Genomic DNA, 23,139 nt, shown 5'->3' on the forward strand with positions numbered 1-23,139 from the left:
CGACCCCGGCGAGCTTGAAAGCCAAGGCAAGACCTGTCGCGGTATCCGCGGCACGGGAACATGCCCATCCGACAGCCGAGGAGAACGCTGGCCCGGCCATGCCGTTTCTGGGCGGTCGTGCGTCAGATCGTCGAACCCTCGCGGCAGCTGACTTTGGATCTCAAGAATGCCTCTCTCGAATTCTTCCTCGGCCTTCCCCGAGGCCAGTCCCGACACCCCCGAGGCGAGCTCTCGCACTCTCGCCCGCGCGCGTGCGACGCCGCGTGTCGCCTCGCCCGCGGACCGCCGCCCTGGAAAGTCCCCGCGATCGTGGCGACGGGGGCAGTGGCTGCTCGCGCTGTCCGGCGTCGCGCTGGCCACGGCGATGCTGCCGACCGGTGGCGCCAGCGCCGCCACCAGCACCGCCACCCCGGCCCACCACTCGGGGATACTGCGCGGCGGCACGACGAACCTGAACAACACCAATGCCTATCCGAACAAACCGATCATCCCGGGCCCGGCCAAAATCCCGGCCGGCGGCGTGCCGGTCCCGGCGGGCGCCAACATCCAGTCCTACATCGACAGCCACCCGGCCGGAACCCAGTTCAACCTCGCCGCCGGCACCTACAAGGGCCCCGGCGTCCTGCTGCCCAAGGCCGGCGACAAGTTCTACGGCGTCAAGGCCGGGCCCGGGGGGACCCTGCTGTCCGGCCTCGGCATCCACCGGCCGAACGGCAGCGCGACCAACGTCGAGGTCCACAACATCTCCATAACGGGCTACTCCGACGGTGGGAAGAACGGCGCGATCGACTCCGACATTCACGAGTCCGACCCCGCCTCCGGTTGGGTGATCAGCAACTCGGAGATCTACGGGAACTATCTGGGTGCGTCCGTCGGGTCCAACTCGCTGGTCGAGAACAACACCTTCCATGACAACTCCTGCAAGGGTGCCGCCGGCGGCATGACCGGCACCATCTGGCGCTACAACCAGTTCATCCACAACAATCTGCCCGGAGTCAGCGACCCCAGCGGTGACTGCGCCGGAATCAAGGTCACGGTCGAGACGAACAACCAGTTCATCGGGAACCTGATCTCGGACAGCGGCCATCCGGCCGGCGGCTGGATGGATGTGTCCTGCCACGGCAACACCTTCACCGACAATATTTCCTACAACAACAACGGCTCCGGCTTCACGGACGAGACCGGCTACAACAACACCTTCACCAACAACATCGCCGCCGGCAATGGCATCAACACCCCCGACCCCTGGCGGCGCACCGGCATCGTCTTCCAGTCCGCCGCGGGCGACACCGCGACCGGGAACTATGCGTGGCGGAACAACGGCCCCGGCATCACGATCTTCGAGCAGGACCGCCACGACGCCCCCGGCCAGGCGCGCAACTCCAACAACACCGTCCAGGGCAACTACCTCGACATCGCGCCGGCCGTCATCAAGGTGAACATCGACGCCCCGCAGCACGTGGGCACCAACCCGCTCAGCCACGGCAACGGCATCCAGGTCCCGCAGATCGTCGCCGGGCCTCAGATGTGATCCGATGGCCGGCGCCGAGCCGCCCCGCGGTCCCGGCGCCGGCCACCAGCCGGCAAGCGCCAGTGGGCAAGCCCCGGCCGGCGAGCGTCGTCAGCGGGTTTCGTCAGTGTGCCGCGGGCGTCGCGGGTTCGGCGGCCGGCAGAGGCAGGGGATAGCCGGCCGCCGCGGCCCGGGCCCGACCGGCCCGCAGTTCACGGTCCAGCGCGCGCAGATAGCCGGCGGTACCGCGGCGCAGGCCGGTCCGGCGCAGGCCGGGACGGTCGAGCATCGCTGGACCGGCGGGCAGCCGGTAGCGGCCGCGGAGGTATTCGCCGACCCAGCCCGCCTGCGCCTTCGTCACGGCCAGGTCGCGCTCGCCGTCCGGGCGGACGACCTGCCCGCTGTCGGGAACGCCCAGCAGGAAGACGCCGCCGGCGACCGGGTGGAAGACGCCGCCGTACCAGGGCGCGGCCGTGAGCACGCCGGCGGCCACCGCGAGGTCGCGCGCGGTGACGACGAGGGCGTCCCAACGCCCGGCCGGCCGGCCAGCGATGCTGATCGCGAAACCGCCGTCCGGGCCGGTCCCGGTCTCGGCGCCGGAGCGGGTCACAGCAAGCACCGGGTCCCCGCCGGCCGCGGAACCCGCACCGACCGTGAGGCCCGCACCGACCGTGAGGCCCCCGCCGACCGTGGGGTCCCCGCCGACCGGGGGACCCCCGCCACCCGCCAGGCCCTCAGCCACGTCGACCGGATCGGTCGTACCGGCCTGAAAGATCCAACGATCCGCGAGGGCGTGCGCGGCGAGGAGCTCGACGGCGGGCCGGGTCAGCCGGCCGCCGACCCCGGTCGCGTCCAGCCCGGCGTCGACGAGCGTGACGAGCGCGGTCGCGCCGGCCAGGTCAGGACCGAGCACGGCCACGTGGGGAAGCTGAGGCACGCCGCAGAACTGTAGGCGCCCACGGGTCTGACCCGTCGGGCGGGACGCCAGGAAGGCCCGACGCCCGGCCACCGACGGCCACCCGACCACGTCGCTGGCGCCACCCGACCACGCCTGGTCGCCACCCGCGCGACCCCGGCCGTGGCCCGCCCGGTGCCGCCGCGGCGGCGACTCAGGTGGCTACGAGCAGGACTTAAGTAGGCTGCGCGACACTCGCGGGACCGGAAAGGTTGTGACCACACGGTTACGCTTGACACACTCTCCGCTGTGGCCCGCGTTCTCGCTGTCGCGAATCAGAAGGGTGGCGTCGCCAAGACGACCTCCGTGTCGAGCCTCGGCGCCGCCCTCACCGAGCTCGGCCAGCGGGTCCTGCTGGTCGACCTGGACCCGCAGGCCTGTCTGACGTTCTCGCTTGGCCTCGACCCGGACGCCCTCGAGCTGTCCGTGCACGACGTGCTGCTCGGGCGGCTGTCCGCGGGGCTCGTCGTGCTGCGCACGGCTGACGGGTCCGATCTGCTGCCGGCGACGATCGAGCTGGCCGGCTGCGAGGCGGTGCTGCTGTCGCGGACCGGCCGGGAGCACGTGCTGCGGCTCGCGCTCGCCGAGATCGTCGACGACTACGACTTCGTCCTGGTGGACTGCCCGCCGTCGCTCGGCGTGCTCACCATCAACGGCCTGACGGCCGCCGACGAGGTCGTCATCCCGCTGCAGTGCGAGACGCTGTCGCACCGGGGCGTCGGCCAGTTGCTGGACACCGTGCACGACGTCCGGCGCCTGACCAACCCCCGGCTGCGGGTGCGTGGCGTGCTGCCGACCCTCTTCGACGGCCGGACGGCGCACAGCCGCGCGGTGCTCGCCGACGTGGCCGCCCGCTACCAGATCCGGGTCCTGGAGCCGCCGGTCGCCCGCTCCGTGCGGTTCGCCGAGGCTCCGGGCATCGGTCGCTCGATCCTGACGACCGCTGCCCGTTCGAAGGGCGCGCACGCCTACCGGGAGCACGCCAGGGCGATCGCGGGCCTCGGCCCGACCGCGCTGTCTGGCGCCGCCGCGCCGGCGCTGCTGGCGGGCCGCCGTTCCCGGGCCCGGCTGATCGGCGAGGGCGAACTCGTCGGACCTGGCCGCGCGGGTGAACGTCTCGTCGCGGCCGGCCTTGACGACCTCGCGCTGGATGACGTCGGCCTTGATGAGGTCGTGCTCGACGAAGGAGATCTCGCCGACGACCTGGACGACGGCCTGGTCGTCGACGACCTCGTGGACGGCGGGCTGGCGGTCGACCGTGGTGGGGCCACCGGGGTCGCCACCGGATCCGCGAAGGCGATCCGGCAGGTCCGGGCCGCGCTGTCGCGCTCGGGCCGATGAGCGCCCGCCTGCCTGGCCCCCCGGCCGCGCGAGCCAGGCCGGCCCCGGCCGCGAAGAAGCCGAAGACCGCGACAGTGGCGCCCGCGAAACCGAAGACCGCCACGGCAACGGCCGAGCGGCCGAAGGCGCCCACCGTGCCGCCCGCGAAGCCGAGGGACGCCGCGGCAACGGCCGCGCGGCCGCAGGCCCCCGCGGCGCCGACAGCGAGGCCCGATGCCGTCGGGGTGGCGCCGGCAAGGCCCACGGCCGTCCCAGCGGCGTCGGTGGCCGCACAGCGGGACGGCGGGGCGAGCCGGCGGGAGCGGGCCGCGGCGGCCGGCTTCGACCGGCTGCGGCCCCGGGCCGGGCGCCCGGCCGGCGCCGGGACCGGCTCGACGACGCACCGGCCGGGCGCGATCGGCCGGGACATGCACGGCAAGCGTGCCCTCTACAGCGGTGAGCGCCCGCCCGACCCGCGCACCAACGGCGTGACGGTGCACTGCTCGCGCTGCGCCCAGGCCACGACCGTCGGCGCCAAGCGAGCCCTGCTGCTGCTCGCGCCCAGCCTTCACCTACCGGTGATCCGGCCCCGCTACCCGTCCCTGCTGCGCTGCCCGGCCTGCCACCGGATCTCCTGGGTCCGCCTCGCGCTCACCGGCGCGGGCGCCTGAACGCACGAACGCCGCCGCCTGGCCCCGATGAGACGGGGAACCTGGCAGCGGCGTTCGGTCGGGTCAGGCGGACTCGGCGTGCTCCGCGTCGTCGTCCGCCTCGATCAGGTCGAGTCCCTCGACGGCGGCCCCGGCGCGGGAGCGCCCCCGGCCACCACGGCGGCGCCGGCGACGGCGTGCGGGCGTACCGTCCGCGTCCAGCTCCTGGTCGGGCAGGTCGGCCACGTCGATGCCGTCCACGGCGCCGTCCAGGGCGGTGGTGGCCACCGTGTCGAGCGCCGTGACGTCGCCGGTCTCGAGCGCGAGCTCGCTGGTCTCGCTCTCGCTTGCCTCCTCGGCGAGCCCGGCCGCCGCCGCGGCGGCACCGGCTCCCCGGGTACGGCGCCGGCTCCTGCTGCGGGCGGCCGTGGCGCGGGCCGCGGGCCGGTCGGCATCGCGTTCCGGCGCCGCGGCAGCGGTCCCGCGGCCACGCCGGGCCCGGTTCCCGCCGCCCAGGTCCTCGATCTCCTCGGCCGCGAGCCCCGCCCGGGTGCGCGCGGCGCGCGGCAGTACACCGGTGGACCCGCTCGGGATGCCCAGCGCCTCGAACAGGTGCGGGGACGTGGAGTACGTCTCCAGCGGCTCGTCGAACGGCAGCGCCAGCGCCCGGTTCACCAGCTGCCAGCGGGCCAGGTCGTCCCAGTCGACGAAGGTGACCGCGACGCCGCTGCCGCCGGCCCGGCCGGTCCGGCCGATCCGGTGCAGGTAGACGCTCTCGTCCTCCGGGCACTGGTAGTTGATGACGTGCGTGACGCCACCGACGTCGATGCCCCGCGCCGCGACGTCCGTCGCGACCAGCACGTCGACCTTGCCCGCGCGGAACGCGCGCAGCGCCTGCTCGCGCTGGCCCTGACCGAGGTCACCGTGCACCGGCGCGGCCGCGAAGCCACGACGGGCCAGGTCCTCGGCCACCTTGTCGGCGGTGCGGCGGGTCCGGACGAAGACGATCGACAGGCTGCGTCCCTCGGCCTGCAGGACCCGGGACAGCACCTCCATCTTGTCCATCGCGTGCGCACGGAAGACGTGCTGGCTGGTGGTCGGGACGGTGCGGCCCTCGTCGGGCTGCTCGGCCGTCACGTGCACCGGCCGGATCATGAACCGGCGGGCGAGCGCGATGACCGGCCCGGGCATCGTCGCGGAGAACAACATGGTCTGGCGACCGGCCGGCAGCAGGGCGACGATGCGCTCCACGTCCGGCAGGAAGCCGAGGTCGAGCATCTCGTCGGCCTCGTCGAGCACCAGGGTGGCGACATTGCCCAGGTTCAGCGTGCGCTGGCGGGCGAGGTCGAGCAGGCGGCCCGGAGTGCCGACGACGACATCGACGCCGGACTTCAGCGCGCTGGTCTGCGGCTCGTAGGCCCGGCCGCCGTAGACGGACAGGACGCGGATGCGTCGGCCCTTGCCGGCCCGGTCGAGGTCGTTGGTGACCTGGACGCACAGCTCGCGGGTGGGAACGACGATCAGGGCCTGCGGACGACCGTCCGCGCCCTCGTCGGGGCCGAGGACCTTCTGGATGACGGGAATGCCGAAGCCCAGGGTCTTGCCGGTGCCGGTGCGCGCCTGGCCGATGATGTCGGTGCCGGCCAGCGCGAGGGGGAGCGTCAGCTCCTGGATGGCGAAGGGATGAACGATGCCCGCCGCGGCGAGCGTGTCCACCGTCTCCTTGCGGACCCCGAGGTCGGCGAAGGTGAGCTTGGGCTCGGCCGGCCCGGCCTGCTGGGGCGGGGTCGGCGCGGCGGTGGTGTCGGTGGTACCGGTGTCGGTGTCAGTGGTGGTCAGGGAAGTGGCTGTGACGGACAGCGGATCGCTCCTGGTCTGCTCCTGAGCGGTGTCCGACGTTGAGGCGCCGCTCGCTATGTGCCAGACAGCGCCAGCGACCCAGTCGGTGACGGGGGACCAGCGGCTCGAACCCGGCAGCTTGGCCCAGCGGCCCTCCGAACGGGGCGACGCGAGTGCCTTAGGCGGCCAGCTGGCCTGTGATGACCAGCGGCTACGACAAGGATAACCTGTGTGACCGCTTGGTGGGCGCGCTCGGCGACGATCGTGGCCTGTCGGACGTTGGCCAGACTGGAGCCCGATCTGTCGGCTGGCCCGAGCGGGCCACCGGAGTTCGTGAGGGCCAGTGGGTCGAGCCCGACCACGCGTACACCGATCCACCACCTGGGAGATGAAACACGTGACGGACAGCACAGTGCTTCCGGGGGCCCAGGTCGCTGGTGGTGGCCCTGACCCGGCGGCGCAGGTCGCTGACGTCGATGCCACGCAGCGGCAGGCGGGTCTCGAGGGTGCCGACCAGGCCGTCGTCGACCTGCTGGGGCTCATCGCCTACGGCGAGCTGACCGCGTTCGAGCGGCTGGCGACCGACGCCCGGATGGCGCCGACCCTGACGGACAAGATCGCGCTGGCCGCGATGGCGGCCGCGGAGTTCGCGCACTTCGAGGCGATCAGCCGGGCGCTGGCCGGCCGGGGCATCGACCCGGAGGCCGCGATGGCGCCGTTCATCGGCCCGCTGACCGCCTTCCACGGGGGCACCGCGCCGGCGGACTGGCTGGAGAGCCTGGTCAAGGCCTATGTCGGCGACAGCATCGCCGCCGACTTCTACCGCGCGATCGCCCATCGGCTCGACGATGACGCCCGTGCGCTCGTCCTCGACGTGCTCGCGGACACCGGGCACGCGGCGTTCGTCGTCGACCGGGTGCGCGCGGCGATCGTGGCGAATCCTGTGGTGGCCGGGCGCCTCGCGCTGTGGGCGCGCCGGCTCGTGGGGGAGGCGCTCAACCAGGCGAAGCAGGTCGCGGTCGAGCGGGACGCGCTCACCGGCCTGCTCGTCGGCGTCGGCGACCTGGAGGCCGTCGCCGCTATCTTCGACAGCATCATGAAGGCCCACACCGACCGCATGGCCGCCCTGGGCCTGTCTGCCTGACGCGAGTTGATCGGCGGTTCGGCCCTCCGGTGGTCGTTGTCGGGGCCTGCTGACAACCACCGGAGGGCCAAAACAGCGATCAGTACGTCCGGGCGCGCTCCCGGGGTCGGGCTTTTTGGTTAGGACGCGCCGAAGCCGACGCGGCGGGACTCCGCTTCCGCGATCTCGACGTAGGCCAGCTTCGCGACCGGTACGACCACGCGGCGGCCCTTCTCGTCGAGCAGCGAGAGCAGCCCGTTGTCCGCGGCGAGGGCGGCGGCGACCGCCTCGGCGACCTGGTCCGGCGTCTGAGCGCTTTCGAGCACCAGCTCTCGGCCGACGTTCTGCACGCCGATCTTGACCTCCACCGGGATGACCTCGCCTTCGTTAGCACCGCGGGAGGGTGTCCCCCCGGGACGGGCCTGGTCCGACGGCGTGACGGCCGACGGACGTTCACAGGTAACACCGACGATCACAGGACACACTATGGCCCCGAAGCCGTGTGTGACCGGGCTGGGTCGCCGTGTTCGCCGCTGGCAGAGCGGTCGGGCCGCGTCGTGGCCCGAGGACAGGTGGCGGCCGGCCCGGTCGCCTGGCGTGCGTCAGGCCCGGGGGTAGCCGCCGATGCCGTGCCAGGCCAGCTCGCTCATCGTCTCGATCGCTCGTTCGGAGGAGACGGTCCCGCCCCGGACCAGCCACCACCGCGAGCAGGTCTCGGCGAGCCCGACCAGGCCGACGGCCAGCAGGTCGGCCTCGTCCTGGGTGAGACCGGTGTCCGAGGCGATGGTCGCGGCGATCGCCCGGACGCACTGGGCGAACGCGTCCTCGATCCGCTTCCGGACGGCCGGCTCGCTGCGCAGGTCGCTCTCCAGCACCAGCTGGTGGGCGCCGCTGGGGTCGTTCACGAAGTCGAAGTACGCGCGGATCGACCGCTCGACCCGCAGGTGGTTGTCCGCGGTCGAGTCGAGCGCCTCGCGGACGCTGGTGACCAGCTTCGCCGCGTGCTCGTCGACCAACGCCAGGTAGAGCTCGAGCTTTCCGGGAAAGTGCTGGTACAGCACCGGTTTGCTGACGCCGGCCCGTTCCGCGATCTCGTCCATCGCGGCGGCGTGGTAACCCTGCGCCACGAATACCTCGCGGGCGGCTCCGAGCAGCTGGAAGCGCCGGGCCGTGCGGGGGAGCCTGGGCGTTCTGCCTGGGCGTGGCGCGGCCGGATCGGCGGTCACCAGCGCACCTCCTGTTGCTCGATCCCGACAACACTACAGACCCGGGTGCTGCGTGCGGCCCCCAGAGCCGGGGGTGCGAGGCCTGCAACAGGTTATCGGCGGAACCGGCCAGGCCGCCGGTTCCGCCGAATCCATGTCCATTCGAGCTGGATCGCCTAGCGGTAGGCGTCCTCGTCGTCCTGGACCTCGACGGCCTGCTCGACGGCGTCGTACTCGTCGGCCTCCGAACCGTCATGAACGTGCGTCGGCCGCGGCAGGTCGTCGGGAACCACCTGGCGGGCCTGGTCGACGGCGTCCGCGGCAGGGACGTCGACGGGAACCTGCATCTCGGTCGGGAGCTCGGTCGGTGCGGTCATGAGGCCCTCCCCGTCGTGACGGGATCTCTCGCCGGCTGGTGTCGCGATCATCGAGCTGCCGAAGCACGGCATACCCACGCGGAACCTCGGCATACCCAGGTCACGTTCGGCCTGAACGTGCCGTTTCACCGGGACGAGGCTGACGATCAGGGCGCCGCCGACAGCGGCCCGAGCAGCGGGGTGAAAAGGTCGCCGTGGGCGGCGACCCGGTCGAGCACCTGGGTCGCGGTGAAGACGAGGTCCGCGGGCTCGCGCGCCGCGGCGACCTCGTCCCAGGTGACCGGCGTCGAGACGGTCGGCGCCGCCCGGGCCCGCAGCGAGTACACGGAGACCGTCGTCTTCGCCGGGTTGTTCTGCGACCAGTCCAGCAGCACCCGCCCTGGGCGCAGGTCCTTGCGCATGTTGGACACGACGAGGTCCGGGTGGTCCCGGGCCAGCTTCTCGGCGACGACGTGCATCTCGTCGCGCACCTTCATGCTCTCGCGCCCGTCGTCGACCCTGCCGTAGACCTGGAGCCCCTTCGAGCCGCTGGTCTTGACGCACAGCGGCTCGGGCAGGACGTCGCGCAGCAGCAGCGCGACCCGGGCGCAGTCCAGCACGGTCGTCCCCGGGCCGGGGTCGAGGTCGGCGACCACGAGGTCCGGTAGCCGGGTGGAGACCCGCCACATCGGGGTGTGCATCTCGATCGCGGCCAGATTCGCCAGCCAGACCAGCGTCGGGCGTTCCTCGGCGACCAGGTAGTCGATCGTTCCCCGGTTCTTGCTGGAGCCGGGGGACGGCAGCGTCGCGGTGCGCACCCACTCCGGACGGTGTGACGGGGCGTTCTTGCTGAAGAAGCCCGCGGCGCCGACTCCCTCGGGGAAGCGGACGACGGTCAGGGGACGGTCGGTCAGGTGCGGCAGCAGGACCGAGGCGATCTCGGTGTAGTAGTGGATCACCTCGGCCTTGGTGGTGCCGGCCTCCGGGTAGAGCACCTTGTCGAGGTTGGTGACCTTGAGCCGGCGCCCGTCCACCTCGACGGCTCCCGCCGCGGACTTCTTAGCCGCACCCCCGCCGGCAGTCGCCGCGCCCCCGCCGGCCGTCGCGGTGCCGCCGGCTCCCTTGGGGTCGCTCGCGGACTCGTCCTTGGTCCCGCGTGCGGACTTGTCGCTTGGTCCCGGTCCGCTCGCGCGGCTTGCCTCGCCCATCCGCGCCTCCCGCGTACTGACCTCGCGTGGTGGTTGGTTGTGACGGCCAGCTGGCGGTTCCCACGTTCCCACGTCGGACCGGCCCGATCCACGGTCTGCCTCGCGATCCTTCGGGGCGTCCCGACGAATGGTCTACGCAGCGGCGATGAGTGGGACGGGTTGGCTGCGTCTACCCAAACAACCAATTCTCGTCCCTCTTCGCCGGTCAGGCGGACAGGACGCGCCGGGTGGCTCACGATGGGGTTGGAGCGACGTTAGGGGCGAACATGCGTTCGATCTGGAAGGGTGTGATCAGCTTCGGGCTCGTCTCGATCCCCGTGAAGCTGTACTCGGCCACGGAGGAGCGGGATGTCGCCTTTCACCAGGTCAGACGTTCCGACGGGTCCCGGATTCGCTACAAGCGGGTCGCGGCGGCCGACGGCGATGAGGTGCCGTACTCCGAGATCGCCAAGGGCTACGAGCTGCCGGACGGCGAGACGGTGGTGCTCACCGACGAGGACTTCGCGAACCTCCCGCTGTCGACGTCGCGGGCGATCGACGTGCTGGAGTTCGTGCCCCTGGACCAGGTCGACCCGATCTACTTCGCGAAGAGCTACTACCTGGAGCCGGACAAGACCGGCGCCAAGCCGTATGTCCTGCTGCGGGACGCGCTGGAGTCCTCCGGCCGGGTCGCGCTCGTGAAGATCGCGCTGCGCCAGCGCGAGCAGCTCGCGACGTTGCGGGTGCGTGACGGCGTCTTCGTGCTGGAGACCATGCTGTGGCCGGACGAGGTCCGCGCTCCCGACTTCGGGTTCCTCGACGAGGAGATCAAGGTCCGGCCGCAGGAGCTGGCGATGGCCAGCTCGCTGATCGAGACGCTGGCCGGCGACTTCGACCCGACGCGGTTCACCGACGAGTACCGCGCCGCGCTCACCGAGATGATCGACGCCAAGATCGCCGGCCGGGAGATCGTGACGGCCCCGGCGGCGGAGGCGGCCGAGCCCGCCGGTGACCTGATGGCCGCGCTGCGCGCCAGCATCGAGGCGGCCAGGGCCGGGCGCCCAGGCGGCGCCGCCGCGGACGAGGCGGAGCCGACCGAGCCCGCGCAGGCGAAGAAGCGAGCGTCGCGGGCCCGGGCCGACCAGCCTGACGACGAGGGCCCGGCCGAGGACGCAGAGACGGACGCCGAGACCACGTCGGCGGCGGGGAAGGCGAAGCCCGGCGGCAGGAAGTCCCCACCGAAGAGCGCGCCCGCCAAGATCGCGCCGAAGACGGCCGCGAACGGCGCCAAGGCCCCCGCCTCGGCCAAGACGGCCGCCAAGACCCCGACCCGTCGCTCCGCCTGACCTCGGCTGCAGCCGCCTCCGGTCTGATCTCCAGCGGTCGTCGGTGAGCTAGTCCGCTGGCCCGGCCGGCCCGGCTGGCCCACGACCGACCACCCCGGCGAGATCGCCGGCCGGGCCAGTCCGGCAAGATTGCCGTTTCAGCCCTCTCGTGGTTGCGAATCGTCCGCTCGGACGACCACGCCAGGGCGCAAACGGCAATCTTGCCCGCTGCGCGCTCCGGCCCACCCGGCGGTCGGGAACATGTGACCGGCGGTGGGCGCTGCACCGGAGTGGATCGCCGGGCCCACGGGGTCGGCGGCCCGTTGCCCAGCGGTTTTGCCGGCCCGTGATCTCAGGACGGGCCAGCGGCCGTCAGACGTATGGCATCGTCGTGGGGACGCCTCAGCCGGCGATGCCGAACCGCAAGGAGCACGCGTGTCCCTTCCGCCTCTGGTGGCACCCGCCGACGGGCTATCCGTCGACGAGGTCCGCCGTTACTCCCGGCACCTCATCATTCCGGATGTCGCGATGGACGGGCAGAAGCGCCTGAAGAACGCCAAGGTGCTGGCGGTCGGCGCGGGCGGCCTGGGATCTCCGACGCTCATGTACCTGGCCGCCGCCGGCGTCGGCACGCTCGGCATCGTCGAGTTCGACACGGTCGACGAGTCCAACCTCCAGCGCCAGATCATCCACGGCCAGTCCGACGTCGGCCGGTCCAAGGCCGAGTCCGCGCGGGACTCCGTCCTGGAGATCAACCCGTACGTCAACGTCGTGCTGCACGAGACCCGCCTCGACGTCGACAACGTCATGGAGATCTTCAGCCAGTACGACCTGATCGTCGACGGCACCGACAACTTCGCGACGCGTTACCTGGTCAATGACGCGGCGGTGCTGCTTGGCAAGCCCTACGTCTGGGGCTCGATCTACCGCTTCGACGGCCAGGCCAGCGTCTTCTGGGCGGATCACGGGCCGTGCTACCGCTGCCTGTACCCGGAGCCGCCCCCGCCGGGCATGGTGCCGTCCTGCGCCGAGGGCGGCGTGCTCGGCGTGCTGTGCGCGTCGATCGGCTCGATCCAGGTTACGGAGGCCATCAAGCTGCTGACGGGCATCGGCGACCCGCTGGTCGGGCGGCTCATGGTCTACGACGCCCTGGAGATGAGCTACCGCACGATCAAGGTCCGCAAGGACCCTGAGTGCCCGCTCTGCGGCAAGAACCCGTCGATCACCTCACTGCTCGAGGACTACGAGGCGTTCTGCGGCGTCGTCTCCGAGGAGGCGCAGCTGGCCGCGGCGGGCTCGACCATCACGGCCGGTGAGCTCAAGGACTGGATCGACGAGGGCACCGCGATCGAGCTGATCGACGTGCGTGAGCCCGCGGAGTGGGAGATCGTCCGGATTCCGGGCGCCAGGCTGATCCCGAAGGGGGATCTGCCGGCCCATCTCTCCGAGCTGCCGCAGGACAAGCGGGTCGTCGTCTACTGCAAGTCGGGCGTCCGGTCGGCGGATGCGCTGGCCACCCTGAAGAACGCCGGCTTCTCGTCGGCCGTGCACGTTCAGGGCGGCGTCACCGCGTGGGCGACCCAGGTCGACAAGTCCCTCCCCGTCTACTGACCCCGCGTTTCCGAAAGGGGCCCCGGCATCTCGCCGGGGCTCCTTTCGCGTCTCCAGCCCCCTCGGCCCTGTCCCGGCGCGACCCCACACAGCGGTTCGCCCCGCCGGACGGGGCCTTCGTCCGGGGCGTGGGCCGGGCTCGGAGCGGGCGTTCGCCTAGGTGGGTGATGGCGCGTTCGGGAGCTGTCGGACGTCGCTGGCATGCTGACCGGTATGAGCGAGCGCCGGGCAGATCGGCCTGAACGGGACCGGCACCGGTCGGACACGTACCGGTCGAGCGAGCCCGCGCCGGACCGGCGCCGGTCGGAACTGGCCGCGGTGAGAGCGCCTGCGAGCGTGTCGGCCGGGCTGGGCACCCGGGTGCGGGTGCACGAGGGCGGCCGGCCGGGGGAGTACGCGGTGGCGGTGCTCGACACGGTCGCGCGGATCCCGCCCGGCAAGGTGATGACCTACGGCGATGTGGCCGAGTACGTCGGCGGCGGTACCGGCCGCCACGTCGGCGCGGTGCTCGCCAGGTTCGGCTACCAGGAGGACGTTCCCTGGCACCGCGTCATCCGGTCCACGGGCGAGCCGAATCCCACCTCTCCCACCGAAGCGCTCGCACTGCTGACCGCGGACGGCACCCCGCTGCGCCCCAACGGCGAACGCGTCGACCTCCAGGCGGCCCGTTGGGACGGCATGTCCACCAGCGAATGAGCGCCAGGCTGAGTCCTACGTGGTGGTCGGACTCGGTCGGGCTTCGCGGCCATTAGGTAGGACTCGATCCAATGCCCCCTCCGGCAAGACTCGCCCGTTCCGGCCTCCCCTTGTCGGGAGGCCTGGCGGTTGCCCGGGTCCTACGCGGTGTGGCCCATCTCGCCCGCGGTCGGGCGGCAGGTAGGAATGGAGCCTGATCCGGGCCTTCTCCCGAAACGGGCGCTGGGCGGTTCGGGGTCCGCCGCGCCTCCCGCCGATCTGCAGGTCGGACGGGGGTCCGGTTTCCATACCCGGTCGCGGATCTTCGGGGGAATCTGGCCGGCCCAGGAGGCAAGATCGCGAACCTGGTATGGATAAAAGGCGCATAGCGGGCGTGGGGCGACCGTTTCGATACCAGACTGGCGATCACCGCGGGTGAGCACGCCACCCAGGGCCGATGATCGCTGGTTTGGTATGGAAATCGGTGTGGAGCCGATCCGCGAGTAGCCCGACCGCATGCGTGCCGCGCAATCGAAGGCCTGTCGTGGATGGGAGCCGGCCGGGATCAGCGGGCGGTGTAGCCGCCGTCGGCGAGGTAGACGCTGCCGGTCACGACCGAGGAACGGTCGGAGAGCAGGAACAGGACGACCTCGGCGACCTCGTCCACCGTGGCGAACCGCGCCATCGGGGCGAGCAGGGCCGCGCCGCGCATCTTGCGGCCTTCGCCCTGGCTGAGCATGGCCGTGTCGACGAAGCTGGGCGCCACAGCGTTGATCCGGACATTGCGGGTCGCGTACTCCAGGGCGGCGGTCTTGGTCAGCCCGATGACGCCGTGCTTGGCCGCGACGTAGGCCGCGGTGTCGGCGAAACCGACCAGACCGAGCACGGAGGCCATGTTCACGATCGAGCCGCCACCGGCCGCGAGCATCGCCGGGAGCTCGGCCCGCATGCAGTAGAAGACGCCGTTGAGGTTGGTCTCGACGACGCGGCGCCAGTCGTCGACGGGAATCTTCTCGATCGGGTGGCGGGGCAGCGAGATCCCGGCGTTGTTCACGGCCAGGTCCAGCTTCCCGAACGTCCGGACGGCCGCCGCGACGACGTCCGTGGCGGCGTCCGGGTCGGTCACGTCCAGCCCGAGCGCCAGCACCGGCGTGCCCGAGCTCGCGAGCTCGTCGGCCACGGCCTTGGCGGCGGCCTCGTCGACATCGGTGACGACCACGCGTGCGCCGGCCGCGGCCAGCTTGCGGGCGCACGCAGCGCCGATGCCGCCGCCCGCTCCGGTCACCAGTACGACCTTGTCCGCGCACTCTTCCATGCGCAGCAGACTCCCACAGTCACCCGTTGCGATGTCCGGTCGGCCGTGCCACCTGCCCCGCCGCCCGACCTCGGCGGCCGAGGCGGTCGGAAAACTGTCGGTGGCCCGTGGTCTCCTTGATTCGTGACCAGCTCGCCCAGCGCCGTCCAGCCGGCCCGGCCCGTCGTCCTGACGCGGCCGGTCGCCGGCGCGCGGGCGCCGCGCTACCGGCTCGACCGGTCCGCGCCGGCCCGCTGGCCAGGGCGTCCGGCGGCCCTGGACGACGCGCAGCGAGCGGTCGTGGAGCACCGGGGCGGGCCGCTGCTGGTGCTCGCCGGACCGGGCACGGGCAAGACCACGACGCTGGTGGAGGCGGTCGCCCGCCGCGTCGAGGCCGGGCAGGAGCTCGGGTCGATCCTCGTGCTCACGTTCAGCAGGCGGGCGGCGCGGGAGCTGTCCGAGCGGATCACGGCCCGGGTCGGTGCCGCGTTCGGTGGCCCGGTGGCTTGGACGTTCCACTCCTGGTGTTACGCCCAGCTTCGGGCCTATCCGATGGCGGGCGACCCGGCGCCCCGGCTGCTGACCGGGCCGGAGCGGTTCACCCGGCTGCGCGAGCTGATCGACGGCTCCCGCGAGCTCGGGCGGCCGGGCTGGCCCGCGCCGCTGGAGGTCTGCCTGCGGACCCGGGGGTTCGCCGAGGAGGTGGAGGCGCTGCTGGCCCGGGTCCGCGAGGTCGGGCTCGACCCGGCGAGCCTCGAGGAGCTGGCCGCCCGCGCGCGCCGGCCTGACTGGGCCGCGCTCGCGCGGTTCTACACGGACTACCTGGACAACCTCGGCTACGACGGCGCGCTGGACTACCCGGAGCTGGGCCACCGGGCGGCGCGCCTGGTCGAGGACCCGGAACGCGGTCAGCCGATTCGGGACCGGTACCGGGCGGTCTTCGTCGACGAGTACCAGGACACCGACCCGGCGCAGGAGCGGCTGCTCGCGGCGCTGACTGCCGGCGGCGGCGACCTGGTCGCCTTCGGTGACCCGGATCAGTCGATCTACGCGTTCCGCGGTGCGCGAGTGCGCGGCCTGCTCGACTTCCCCGCCAGGTTCCGCCGGGCCGACCGGTCACCCGCCGACGTGCTGGCGCTGGGGGTGTCGAGGCGGATGTCCCCGCCGGTGCTGGCCGCGAGCCGGGAGGTCGCCAGCCGGCTGCCGGTCTCCGGGCTGCCCGTGTGGGCTCTGCGGGCGCATCGTCGGCTCGCTCCGGCGGAACCCGACCACGCCGGCGAGGTCGAGGCGCTGTCGTTCCCGTCGGAGGGCGCCGAGACGGAGGCGATCGCCGACCTGCTGCGCCGCGAGCACCTCACCCGGGCGGTGCCCTGGCACGAGATGGCAGTGCTGACCCGCTCGGCCGAGGCACTGCCCGCGGTCGCGCGGGCCCTCACCGCGGCCGGCGTGCCGGTCGACCTCGCCGGCGACGAGCCTCCGCTGGCCGAGCGGCCGGCCGCCGCGTTGCTGCTCACCGCGCTGCGCTGCGCCGACGACCCGGGTTCGCTGACCACGGCGGACGCCCGCTCGCTGCTGCTCTCCCCGCTCGGCGGCGCGGATCCGGCCGGCCTGCGTGCCCTCGGCCGCGCGCTGCGCGACCATGCCCGTTCCGCGCCCGGCGAAGCGGTCGCCGCCGCGGACGGCGCCGACTCCGACCAGGCTCCCGGTTCGTCGGTGGGCTGGCCGGCGGGGCTGGTGTCGTCGGCTGAGCTGATCCGGGACCTGGTCGCCGATCCGGGGTCGCTGCCAGGCCCGGTGCCCGCCGAGCTGGCCCGGCCGGCCGTCCAGGTGGGGAGCCTGCTGGCCCTGGTCGGGCGGCGGCTGCGGGCCGGCGTGACCCCGCAGGACGCGCTCTGGGCGCTGTGGGAGGGCACCGCCTGGCCGGCGCGGCTTCGCCGGGTGTCGGCGAGTGGCTACGGGGCCGCCCGGCGCGCCGCCGAGGCCGACCTGGACGCCGTCGTCGCCCTGTTCGACGCCGCCGGCCGGCTCGGCGAGCGGCGCGGGCCCGGCGGCGGCGCCCAAGGGCTGATCGCGGACCTGACCAGCCAGGACTTCGCCGCCGACGACCGGGCCGGCGCCGAGGTCCGCCCGGACGCGGTGCGGCTGCTCACCGCGCACCGCGCCAAGGGCCTCGAATGGGACGTCGTGGTGATCCGCGGCGTCCAGGACGGCGCCTGGCCGGACCTGCGCGCGCAGCATTCCCTGCTGGGCACCGAGCAGCTCGACGCACCCCAGCGCGGGGGTCTGCGCCCACCGGAGACCCCACGCGACCGTTGGGCCGAGGAACGCCGGCTGTTCTACGTCGCGGTGACGCGGGCTCGCCACCGGCTGGTCGTCACCGCCGTCGACGCGGTCGGCGCGGACGGCGCGCGGCGCAGCGAGCTCCTCGCCGAGCTTGGTGTCCGGATCACGTCCGGCGCGTCCTGGACGCCACGGCCGTTGACCCTGCCCAGCCTGGTCGCCACGCTGCGCCGGCTCGCCGCCGACCCCGGGGCGACCCCCGCGCTGCGCCAGGCCGCCCGCCGCCGGCTGGCGACGCTCGCGGCCGTCACCGACCATGCGGATCGGCCACTCGTCCTCTCGGCGCATCCCGACCGGTGGTGGGGTGCCCGCGACGAGACCGCCTCCGACGTGCCGGTGGCCGCGCCGACCGCGCCGATCCCGCTGTCCGGGTCGTCGCTGTCGAGCCTGCGGGACTGCTCGCTGCGCTGGTTCCTGGAGCACGAGGCGCACGCCGGCCAGCCGGCCACGACCGCGCAGAGCTTCGGCCGGGTCGTCCACGCGCTCGCCGACGAGGTCACCGCGGGGCGCACTCCCGCCGACCTCGCGGCCCTGGACGCCCGGCTGGACCTGGTCTGGCGGCAGCTCGCCTTCGAGGCGCAGTGGCGTTCGGACCAGGAGCGGACCGCCGCCCGCCAGGCGCTCGCCCGGTTCCTCGACTGGCACGCTGCCGAGCGTGGCCGGGCCGTATTGGGCTCCGAGGCGCGGTTCGGCATCGATCTGACCGTCGACGGCCGTCCGGTCCGGCTGCGTGGCTCGATGGACCGGATCGAGCTTGACGACGGCGGCCAGGTGCACGTGGTCGACTTCAAGACGGGCCGGTCCGCCGTCAGCCCCCGGGAGATCGCCGAGCACGTCCAGCTCGGCACCTATCAGCTCGCGGTGCGAGAAGGCGCCGTCGACGACCGGGTCACCACGCGGGACGCTCCCAGTCCCGAGACGACGCCTCAGCCTGAGGAGGCCGGCGAGTCCGCTGTTCCCGGCGGGGCCGAACTGGTCTACCTGCGCCGGGAGGCCAACGAGGACAGAGCCGGCCCCGGCGCGCCGGGCGGCCCGACCGGTCTGCCCCAGGTCCAGCGCCAGGACGCGTTGCCACCCGGCCGGTCCTGGATCGACGAGCTGGTCGGCGACGCGGTGCGCACGATCACCACCGAGGCGTTCGTCCCGACACCCGGACCGGGCTGCGACTACTGCTCCTTCCGGCGCGCCTGCCCGGCGTTCGTCGAGGGCCGGCAGGTGGTCACATGACCGAGCAGCCCCACGTCGGGGTGCGGCCGGTGCCGCCGGACCCGGCCAGGCCGGGACTGCCCGGCGGCGCCCGCCCGCTCGCACTCCTGGGCCGGTCGGCGCGTGCGCAGGAGACCGGCCTGCCCGTGCAGCTGACCCTGACCGGCGAGGCGGAACCGCTCGACCCGGGGCCGGCCGCCGGCGACGGAGACGCGCTGCCGGTGGACGTCGCCCCCCGGCCCCGCCTCACCCGCGAGGGGCTGCGCGATCTGCTCGGCGTCCCGTACACCGAGGAGCAGCTCGCGGCGATCTGTGCGCCGGCCGATCCGGGAGTCATCGTCGCGGGTGCGGGCTCAGGCAAGACCTCGGTGATGGCGGCCCGCGTGGTGTGGCTGGTCGGGCACGAGCAGGTGCCGGCCGAGTCGATCCTCGGCCTGACCTTCACCCGCAAGGCCGCCGCCGAGCTGAACGAGCGGATCGGCGCGGCGCTGGCGAGGCTGCGCCGCTCGGGCGCAGACCTGCCCGTCACGGCGCCGGACCTGTACGGCGCGCCGGACCTGTACAGCGAGCCAGGCCTGGCAGGTGGGCCAGGCCTGGCAGGTGGGCCGGGCCTGGCAGGTGGGCCTGGCAGCGAGGGCGTGCCCGACCTGGGCGGCCTGCCCGACCGGGGCGGCGCGGTGACTCCGGTGGGCGGCGGGTACGCGGACGCCGTGGGCGAGCCGGCCGTCTCGACCTACAACTCCTTCGCCAGCCGGCTCGTCGCCGACCACGCCCTGCGCCTGGGCCTGGAGCCCGACTGCGCGCTACTGCCGGCCGCCGCCCGCTACCAGCTCGCCGCGAACGTCGCCCGTGGCTACCCCGGGCGGATCGAGGCGTTCACGGGCTCGCTGGCGGCGCTCGTCTCGGCCGTCGTCGCGCTCGACGGCCAGTGCGGGGAGCACCTCGTAGACCCGGCCGAGCTGATCGCGTTCGACCGGCGCTGGCTGGCCGACGTGCTGGCCGCGCTCGACGAGGCGGCGGCCCGGCCGAGGACGGCGACCCTGACCGCCGACCTGCGCCGGCTGGCCCGCACGGCCCGGCGGCGGATCGAGCTGGCCGGCCTGGTCGTCGAGTACCGCGAGGCGCGGCGCCGACGCGAGCTGCTCGACTACGGCGACCAGATCCGGCTCGCCGCCGAGCTGGCCGAGCGGGTGCCCGAGGTCGGGGACCTGCTGCGCCGCCAGTTCCAGGTCGTGCTGCTGGACGAGTATCAGGACACCTCGGTGGCCCAGCGCAGGCTGCTCGCCGGCCTGTTCGGCGGCGGCCACCCCGTCACGGCCGTCGGCGACCCGGCGCAGGCCATCTACGGCTGGCGGGGTGCCTCGGTGGGCAACCTCAGGCGCTTCCCCGAGCACTTCCGCCGCCTGGGCGGCGATCCGGCCCAGGTCCACCAGCTGACCGTCAACCAGCGCAGCGGCGGACGGCTGCTCACCCTCGCCAACGCCGTGGCCGCGGGCCTGCCCGTCGACGCCCGCAGCGTCACGCTGCGCCCGCGCCCGGCCGTCGCCCTGGCCGGCGAGACGATCGTCGCCCTGCACACCAGCTGGGCCGAGGAGGCCGCCTGGCTCGCCGGGCAGCTGGCGGCGAGGCTGCGCGCCGCGTCGCCGGGCGACCCGCGGGAGCCAGGGCCCAGCTGCGCGGTGCTGGCCAGATCCTGGGCCGACGTCCCCGCGCTGGTCGACGCGCTCGGCGCCGCCGGACTGCCGGTGGAGGTGCTCGGCCTCGGCGGCCTGCTGACCAAGCCCGAGATCGCCGACATCCGGGCCATGCTGGAGGTGCTGGACGATCCGACCGCGAATCCGGCCATGACGCGGCTGCTCAGTGGGCCGCGGCTGCGGCTTGGCCCGCGTGACCTAGCCGCGCTCGGTCGGCGCGCGGCCGAGCTGGCCCGGTCGGGACTGCCCGGCAGGCCGCGGGCGGTGACGGCGCCGGCCGATCCGTTGGCCGAGGCGGTCGCCGACGTAGACCCGAGCGACGTGGTCTCGCTCGCCGACGCCCTGGCCGAGCCCGGTGACGAGGTCTCCGCCGAGGCGACGCGACGGCTGAGAGCCTTCGCCGACGAGCTGGCCGAGCTGCGCGGGCACCTCGGCGCCGGCCTGGTCGAGCTGGTCCATCGGGTGGTCGAGACGACCGGCCTCGACGTCGAGCTGGAGCTGGCGGCGCCCCGGGGCGGCCGGGGCCGCGAGAACCTCGCGGCGTTCCTGCGGGTCGCGGCCGACTTCGAGCGGTCCGCCGCCGGCTTCGACGACGCGAGCGGCCGGGCGTCGCTGACCTCGTTCCTCGGCTTCCTGAGCGCCGGCGAACGGTACGAACGGGGCCTCGACGCGGACGTCCCCGGCACCGGCCGGGCCGTGCAGGTACTCACCATGCACGGCTCGAAGGGCCTGGAATGGGACGTCGTCGCCGTCCCGAACATCAGCCGGACCGCCTTCCCCGACGTGCAACCCGGTGACCGGTGGATCACCACGCCGGAGATCCTCCCGACGCCGCTGCGCGGGGACGCCGCCGAACTACCGGTGTTCGAGGTCGCCGCCGACCGGGCCGCCTTCGACCGGTTCGCCGGGGAGTGCCGGGAGCAGGCCGAGCAGGAGGAACGCCGGCTCGCCTATGTCGCGTTCACCCGGGCCCGCTGGACGCTGGTCGCCAGCGGCCACTGGTGGGGCCCGACGCAGAAGATGCCCCGCGGACCGTCGCCCTTCCTGCTCGAGCTCGCCGAGCACGCGGCCGGCGACGGCAACGGGCGGGTGGACCACTGGGCGGACACCCCACTGGCCAAGACCAACCCGTCGCTGGAGACCCCGCCGGTCTTCACCTGGCCCGCCCCGCTGAACCCCGTCGAGCACGCGGCCCGCCGGGACGCGGCCGACGCCGTCCGCGGCCTGCTGGCGAGCGCCCCGGCCGCGGCCCGCACCGCCGCCGCGAGGGCAGCCGGTGCCCCCCCGGCCGGCGGTGCAGGTATCACCGCCGGTGACGTCGACGGCGCGTCCGAGGAGCCGTCGGCCCGGGACGACCGGGCGGGGATGACGGCGCAGGAGCGCGCGCTGCTCGCCGAGCTGGACCAGGAGACCCGGCTGCTGCTGGACGAGCAGCTGACAGCTCGCGCCCCCGCCCGGCTGGTGGCGCTGCCCACCGGCCTGACGGCCACCCAGGTGATGAAGCTGCGCGCGGACCCGGACGGCCTGGCCCGCGAGCTGGTCCGCCCGATGCCGCGCCGGCCCGTCCCGGCCGCGAGCCGGGGCATCCGCTTCCACGCCTGGGTCGAGGAGGTCTTCGAACGTCGCCCCCTGCTGGATCACGAGGACCTGCCCGGCGCCGAGGACGACTACCTCGACGACGCCGAGCTGCGGGCCCTCAAGGACGCCTTCCTGGCCGGCCCCTACGGCGCCCGGCGGCCCTACGCCGTCGAGGCGCCCTTCGAGCTGCCCCTCGGCGGCCGGGTCGTGCGGGGCCGGATCGACGCCGTCTACGACCTCGGCGCCGGCCGCTACGAGGTGGTCGACTGGAAGACCGGCAGCACCCCGGCCGATCCGGTCCAGCTCGCCCTCTACCGCCTCGCCTGGTCGCGCCTGCGCGCGATCCCGCCGCGGGAGGTCGACGCGGCGTTCTACTACGTCCTGACCAGCCGGGTGGTCCGTCCCGAGCTGTTGACCGAGGGCCAGCTCGTCGAGCTGCTCGGCGGCGGTGGCGCCGAAGCGGGCCCGGCTCGCTAGGCGAGGTCCACCAGCAGCGCCCGGTGGTCGGAGACCGGCGTGTGACGGACCCCCGCGGCCACGACCGGCGGGACCGGGCCGTGCGCGAGAACGTGGTCGAACTGGATCCGGGGTGCGTGCGCCGGATAGGTCGGGGCGGCGGCCAGCCGGCGCCATCCGGTCAGGGCCCGGGGGAGCGGGCCGGGCAGGTTCAGGTCGCCGAGGATGACCGCGGGTGAGCCGTGCCGGCCCAGGACGCGGACCAGACGGCGTAGCTGGCGGGCGTTCCACCCCGGAACGAAGGACAGGTGCGTGGCGGCGACGGTCAGCGGGCCGGCGGGCGTCGCCAGCTCGGCGATGATCGCGGCCCGGGGCTCGTCGTCGAGCAGGATCAGCCGTGGCCGCCCGTCCGGGCCCGGCACGGCGACCGGCGCGCGCACCGGCGCCCGCCCGAGCTCCACCACCCGCCAACCGAGCACCGGCAGGCGGCTGACCAGCGCGACGCCGTAGGCCCCTTCGCCGTCCCGGCGCGGCCCGGCCGCGGGCCGCCAGGACTCCCCGGGCGTGCCGTAGACCGTCGCGGCGAAGCGTCGTCCCCCCGGTTCGACCCCGAGCGCCTCGGCGGCCAGCGCGCACAGGTCGGCCCCGCCGGACCGGGGCTGGTCGACGTCGACCTCCTGCAGCGCCAGCACGTCGCAGTCCAGCGAGGCGACGGCAGAGCGGAGCCGGGCCGGGTCGACGGTGGCGTCGGTCATCGACCGGCCGTGCATCAGGTTGAACGTCCCGAGCCGCATGAGCCGCGACCGTACCCGATC

The 23,139-nt window shown here is 73.8% G+C and carries 17 protein-coding genes; 9 read left to right on the forward strand and 8 right to left on the reverse strand.

The features are described from left to right. Nucleotides 1-166 precede the first annotated feature (166 nt). Nucleotides 167-1,531 carry a right-handed parallel beta-helix repeat-containing protein gene (locus FRAEUI1C_RS03715; RefSeq protein ID WP_013421941.1) on the forward strand — a complete coding sequence of 455 codons (1,365 nt, stop codon included), beginning with the start codon at nt 167-169 and terminating at the stop codon, nt 1,529-1,531. Between the two features lie 103 nt (nt 1,532-1,634). On the opposite strand, the gene FRAEUI1C_RS35905 is transcribed toward FRAEUI1C_RS03715, so the two are convergent. Further along, nucleotides 1,635-2,447 (reverse strand): hypothetical protein, encoded by an 813-nt coding sequence (locus FRAEUI1C_RS35905; protein ID WP_157734801.1) that lies wholly within the window; start codon nt 2,445-2,447, stop codon nt 1,635-1,637. Between the two features lie 267 nt (nt 2,448-2,714). Between FRAEUI1C_RS35905 and FRAEUI1C_RS03725 the strand changes: the two genes are divergently transcribed. Next, the gene (locus FRAEUI1C_RS03725; RefSeq protein WP_013421943.1) at nt 2,715-3,806 is read left to right on the forward strand and encodes a ParA family protein; all 1,092 of its coding nucleotides are present in this window, start codon (nt 2,715-2,717) and stop codon (nt 3,804-3,806) included. A 263-nt stretch (nt 3,807-4,069) separates the two neighbouring features. Then, a complete protein-coding gene (locus FRAEUI1C_RS40730) occupies nt 4,070-4,456 on the forward strand; it encodes a hypothetical protein (protein ID WP_232425287.1) in 387 nt (128 codons plus the stop codon). Nucleotides 4,457-4,519: 63 nt separating this feature from the next. Here the strand turns inward: FRAEUI1C_RS40730 and FRAEUI1C_RS03735 are convergent, their stop codons facing one another. Beyond that, nucleotides 4,520-6,151, reverse strand: coding sequence for a DEAD/DEAH box helicase (locus FRAEUI1C_RS03735; RefSeq protein ID WP_013421945.1), 1,632 nt, complete (start codon nt 6,149-6,151; stop codon nt 4,520-4,522). A 511-nt stretch (nt 6,152-6,662) separates the two neighbouring features. Here FRAEUI1C_RS03735 and FRAEUI1C_RS03745 point away from each other — a divergent pair. Continuing rightward, on the forward strand, nt 6,663-7,418 hold the full coding sequence (locus FRAEUI1C_RS03745) for a ferritin-like fold-containing protein (RefSeq protein ID WP_438270014.1): 756 nt from the start codon (nt 6,663-6,665) through the stop codon (nt 7,416-7,418). 119 nt (nt 7,419-7,537) lie between these two features. On the opposite strand, the gene FRAEUI1C_RS03750 is transcribed toward FRAEUI1C_RS03745, so the two are convergent. From FRAEUI1C_RS03750 to ligD, 4 genes are all read right to left on the reverse strand, one after another. Next, entirely contained in the window at nt 7,538-7,765 is a 228-nt protein-coding gene (locus tag FRAEUI1C_RS03750; RefSeq protein ID WP_013421947.1) for a DUF3107 domain-containing protein, read from the reverse strand. A 234-nt stretch (nt 7,766-7,999) separates the two neighbouring features. After that, nucleotides 8,000-8,623 (reverse strand): TetR/AcrR family transcriptional regulator, encoded by a 624-nt coding sequence (locus tag FRAEUI1C_RS03755; RefSeq protein ID WP_013421948.1) that lies wholly within the window; start codon nt 8,621-8,623, stop codon nt 8,000-8,002. Nucleotides 8,624-8,778: 155 nt separating this feature from the next. Next, the gene (locus tag FRAEUI1C_RS03760; protein WP_013421949.1) at nt 8,779-8,979 is read right to left on the reverse strand and encodes a hypothetical protein; all 201 of its coding nucleotides are present in this window, start codon (nt 8,977-8,979) and stop codon (nt 8,779-8,781) included. A 146-nt stretch (nt 8,980-9,125) separates the two neighbouring features. Beyond that, nucleotides 9,126-10,166, reverse strand: a complete 1,041-nt coding sequence (ligD, locus tag FRAEUI1C_RS03765) for a non-homologous end-joining DNA ligase (protein WP_013421950.1) — start codon at nt 10,164-10,166, stop codon at nt 9,126-9,128. Nucleotides 10,167-10,432: 266 nt separating this feature from the next. On the opposite strand from ligD, the gene ku reads away from it, so the two are divergent. The 3 genes from ku (at nt 10,433) to FRAEUI1C_RS03780 (ending at nt 13,777) form a co-directional block, all read left to right on the forward strand. Continuing rightward, entirely contained in the window at nt 10,433-11,491 is a 1,059-nt protein-coding gene (ku, locus tag FRAEUI1C_RS03770) for a non-homologous end joining protein Ku (RefSeq protein WP_013421951.1), read from the forward strand. Between the two features lie 414 nt (nt 11,492-11,905). Next, on the forward strand, nt 11,906-13,081 hold the full coding sequence (gene moeZ / locus FRAEUI1C_RS03775) for an adenylyltransferase/sulfurtransferase MoeZ (protein ID WP_013421952.1): 1,176 nt from the start codon (nt 11,906-11,908) through the stop codon (nt 13,079-13,081). 318 nt (nt 13,082-13,399) lie between these two features. Continuing rightward, nucleotides 13,400-13,777, forward strand: coding sequence for an MGMT family protein (locus FRAEUI1C_RS03780; RefSeq protein ID WP_232425288.1), 378 nt, complete (start codon nt 13,400-13,402; stop codon nt 13,775-13,777). A 544-nt stretch (nt 13,778-14,321) separates the two neighbouring features. Here FRAEUI1C_RS03780 and FRAEUI1C_RS03785 read toward each other — a convergent pair. Beyond that, entirely contained in the window at nt 14,322-15,071 is a 750-nt protein-coding gene (locus FRAEUI1C_RS03785; RefSeq protein WP_013421954.1) for an SDR family NAD(P)-dependent oxidoreductase, read from the reverse strand. Nucleotides 15,072-15,194: 123 nt separating this feature from the next. Here FRAEUI1C_RS03785 and FRAEUI1C_RS03790 point away from each other — a divergent pair, with 123 nt between their 5' ends. Both FRAEUI1C_RS03790 and FRAEUI1C_RS03795 read left to right on the forward strand, forming a co-directional pair. Next, nucleotides 15,195-18,617 carry an ATP-dependent helicase gene (locus tag FRAEUI1C_RS03790; RefSeq protein WP_013421955.1) on the forward strand — a complete coding sequence of 1,141 codons (3,423 nt, stop codon included), beginning with the start codon at nt 15,195-15,197 and terminating at the stop codon, nt 18,615-18,617. After that, the gene (locus tag FRAEUI1C_RS03795; RefSeq protein ID WP_013421956.1) at nt 18,614-22,345 is read left to right on the forward strand and encodes an ATP-dependent helicase; all 3,732 of its coding nucleotides are present in this window, start codon (nt 18,614-18,616) and stop codon (nt 22,343-22,345) included. The genes FRAEUI1C_RS03790 and FRAEUI1C_RS03795 overlap by 4 nt, the downstream gene beginning before the upstream one ends. Here the strand turns inward: FRAEUI1C_RS03795 and FRAEUI1C_RS03800 are convergent. Beyond that, the gene (locus FRAEUI1C_RS03800) at nt 22,342-23,118 is read right to left on the reverse strand and encodes an endonuclease/exonuclease/phosphatase family protein (RefSeq protein ID WP_013421957.1); all 777 of its coding nucleotides are present in this window, start codon (nt 23,116-23,118) and stop codon (nt 22,342-22,344) included. The genes FRAEUI1C_RS03795 and FRAEUI1C_RS03800 overlap by 4 nt on opposite strands. Nucleotides 23,119-23,139 lie beyond the last annotated feature (21 nt).

The organism is Pseudofrankia inefficax (assembly GCF_000166135.1).
Classification (GTDB): domain Bacteria; phylum Actinomycetota; class Actinomycetes; order Frankiales; family Frankiaceae; genus Pseudofrankia; species Pseudofrankia inefficax.

What these genes read in the sequence shown, in the direction of transcription:
- FRAEUI1C_RS03715 (WP_013421941.1), top strand. Translation starts at nt 167, where the DNA reads ATGCCTCTCTCGAATTCTTCCTCGGCCTTCCCCGAGGCCAGTCCCGAC.
- FRAEUI1C_RS03745 (WP_438270014.1), top strand. Translation starts at nt 6,663, where the DNA reads ATGAAACACGTGACGGACAGCACAGTGCTTCCGGGGGCCCAGGTCGCT.
- FRAEUI1C_RS03760 (WP_013421949.1), bottom strand. Translation starts at nt 8,979, where the DNA reads ATGACCGCACCGACCGAGCTCCCGACCGAGATGCAGGTTCCCGTCGAC.
- ligD (WP_013421950.1), bottom strand. Translation starts at nt 10,166, where the DNA reads ATGGGCGAGGCAAGCCGCGCGAGCGGACCGGGACCAAGCGACAAGTCC.
- ku (WP_013421951.1), top strand. Translation starts at nt 10,433, where the DNA reads ATGCGTTCGATCTGGAAGGGTGTGATCAGCTTCGGGCTCGTCTCGATC.
- FRAEUI1C_RS03785 (WP_013421954.1), bottom strand. Translation starts at nt 15,071, where the DNA reads ATGGAAGAGTGCGCGGACAAGGTCGTACTGGTGACCGGAGCGGGCGGC.
- FRAEUI1C_RS03795 (WP_013421956.1), top strand. Translation starts at nt 18,614, where the DNA reads ATGACCGAGCAGCCCCACGTCGGGGTGCGGCCGGTGCCGCCGGACCCG.
- FRAEUI1C_RS03800 (WP_013421957.1), bottom strand. Translation starts at nt 23,118, where the DNA reads ATGCGGCTCGGGACGTTCAACCTGATGCACGGCCGGTCGATGACCGAC.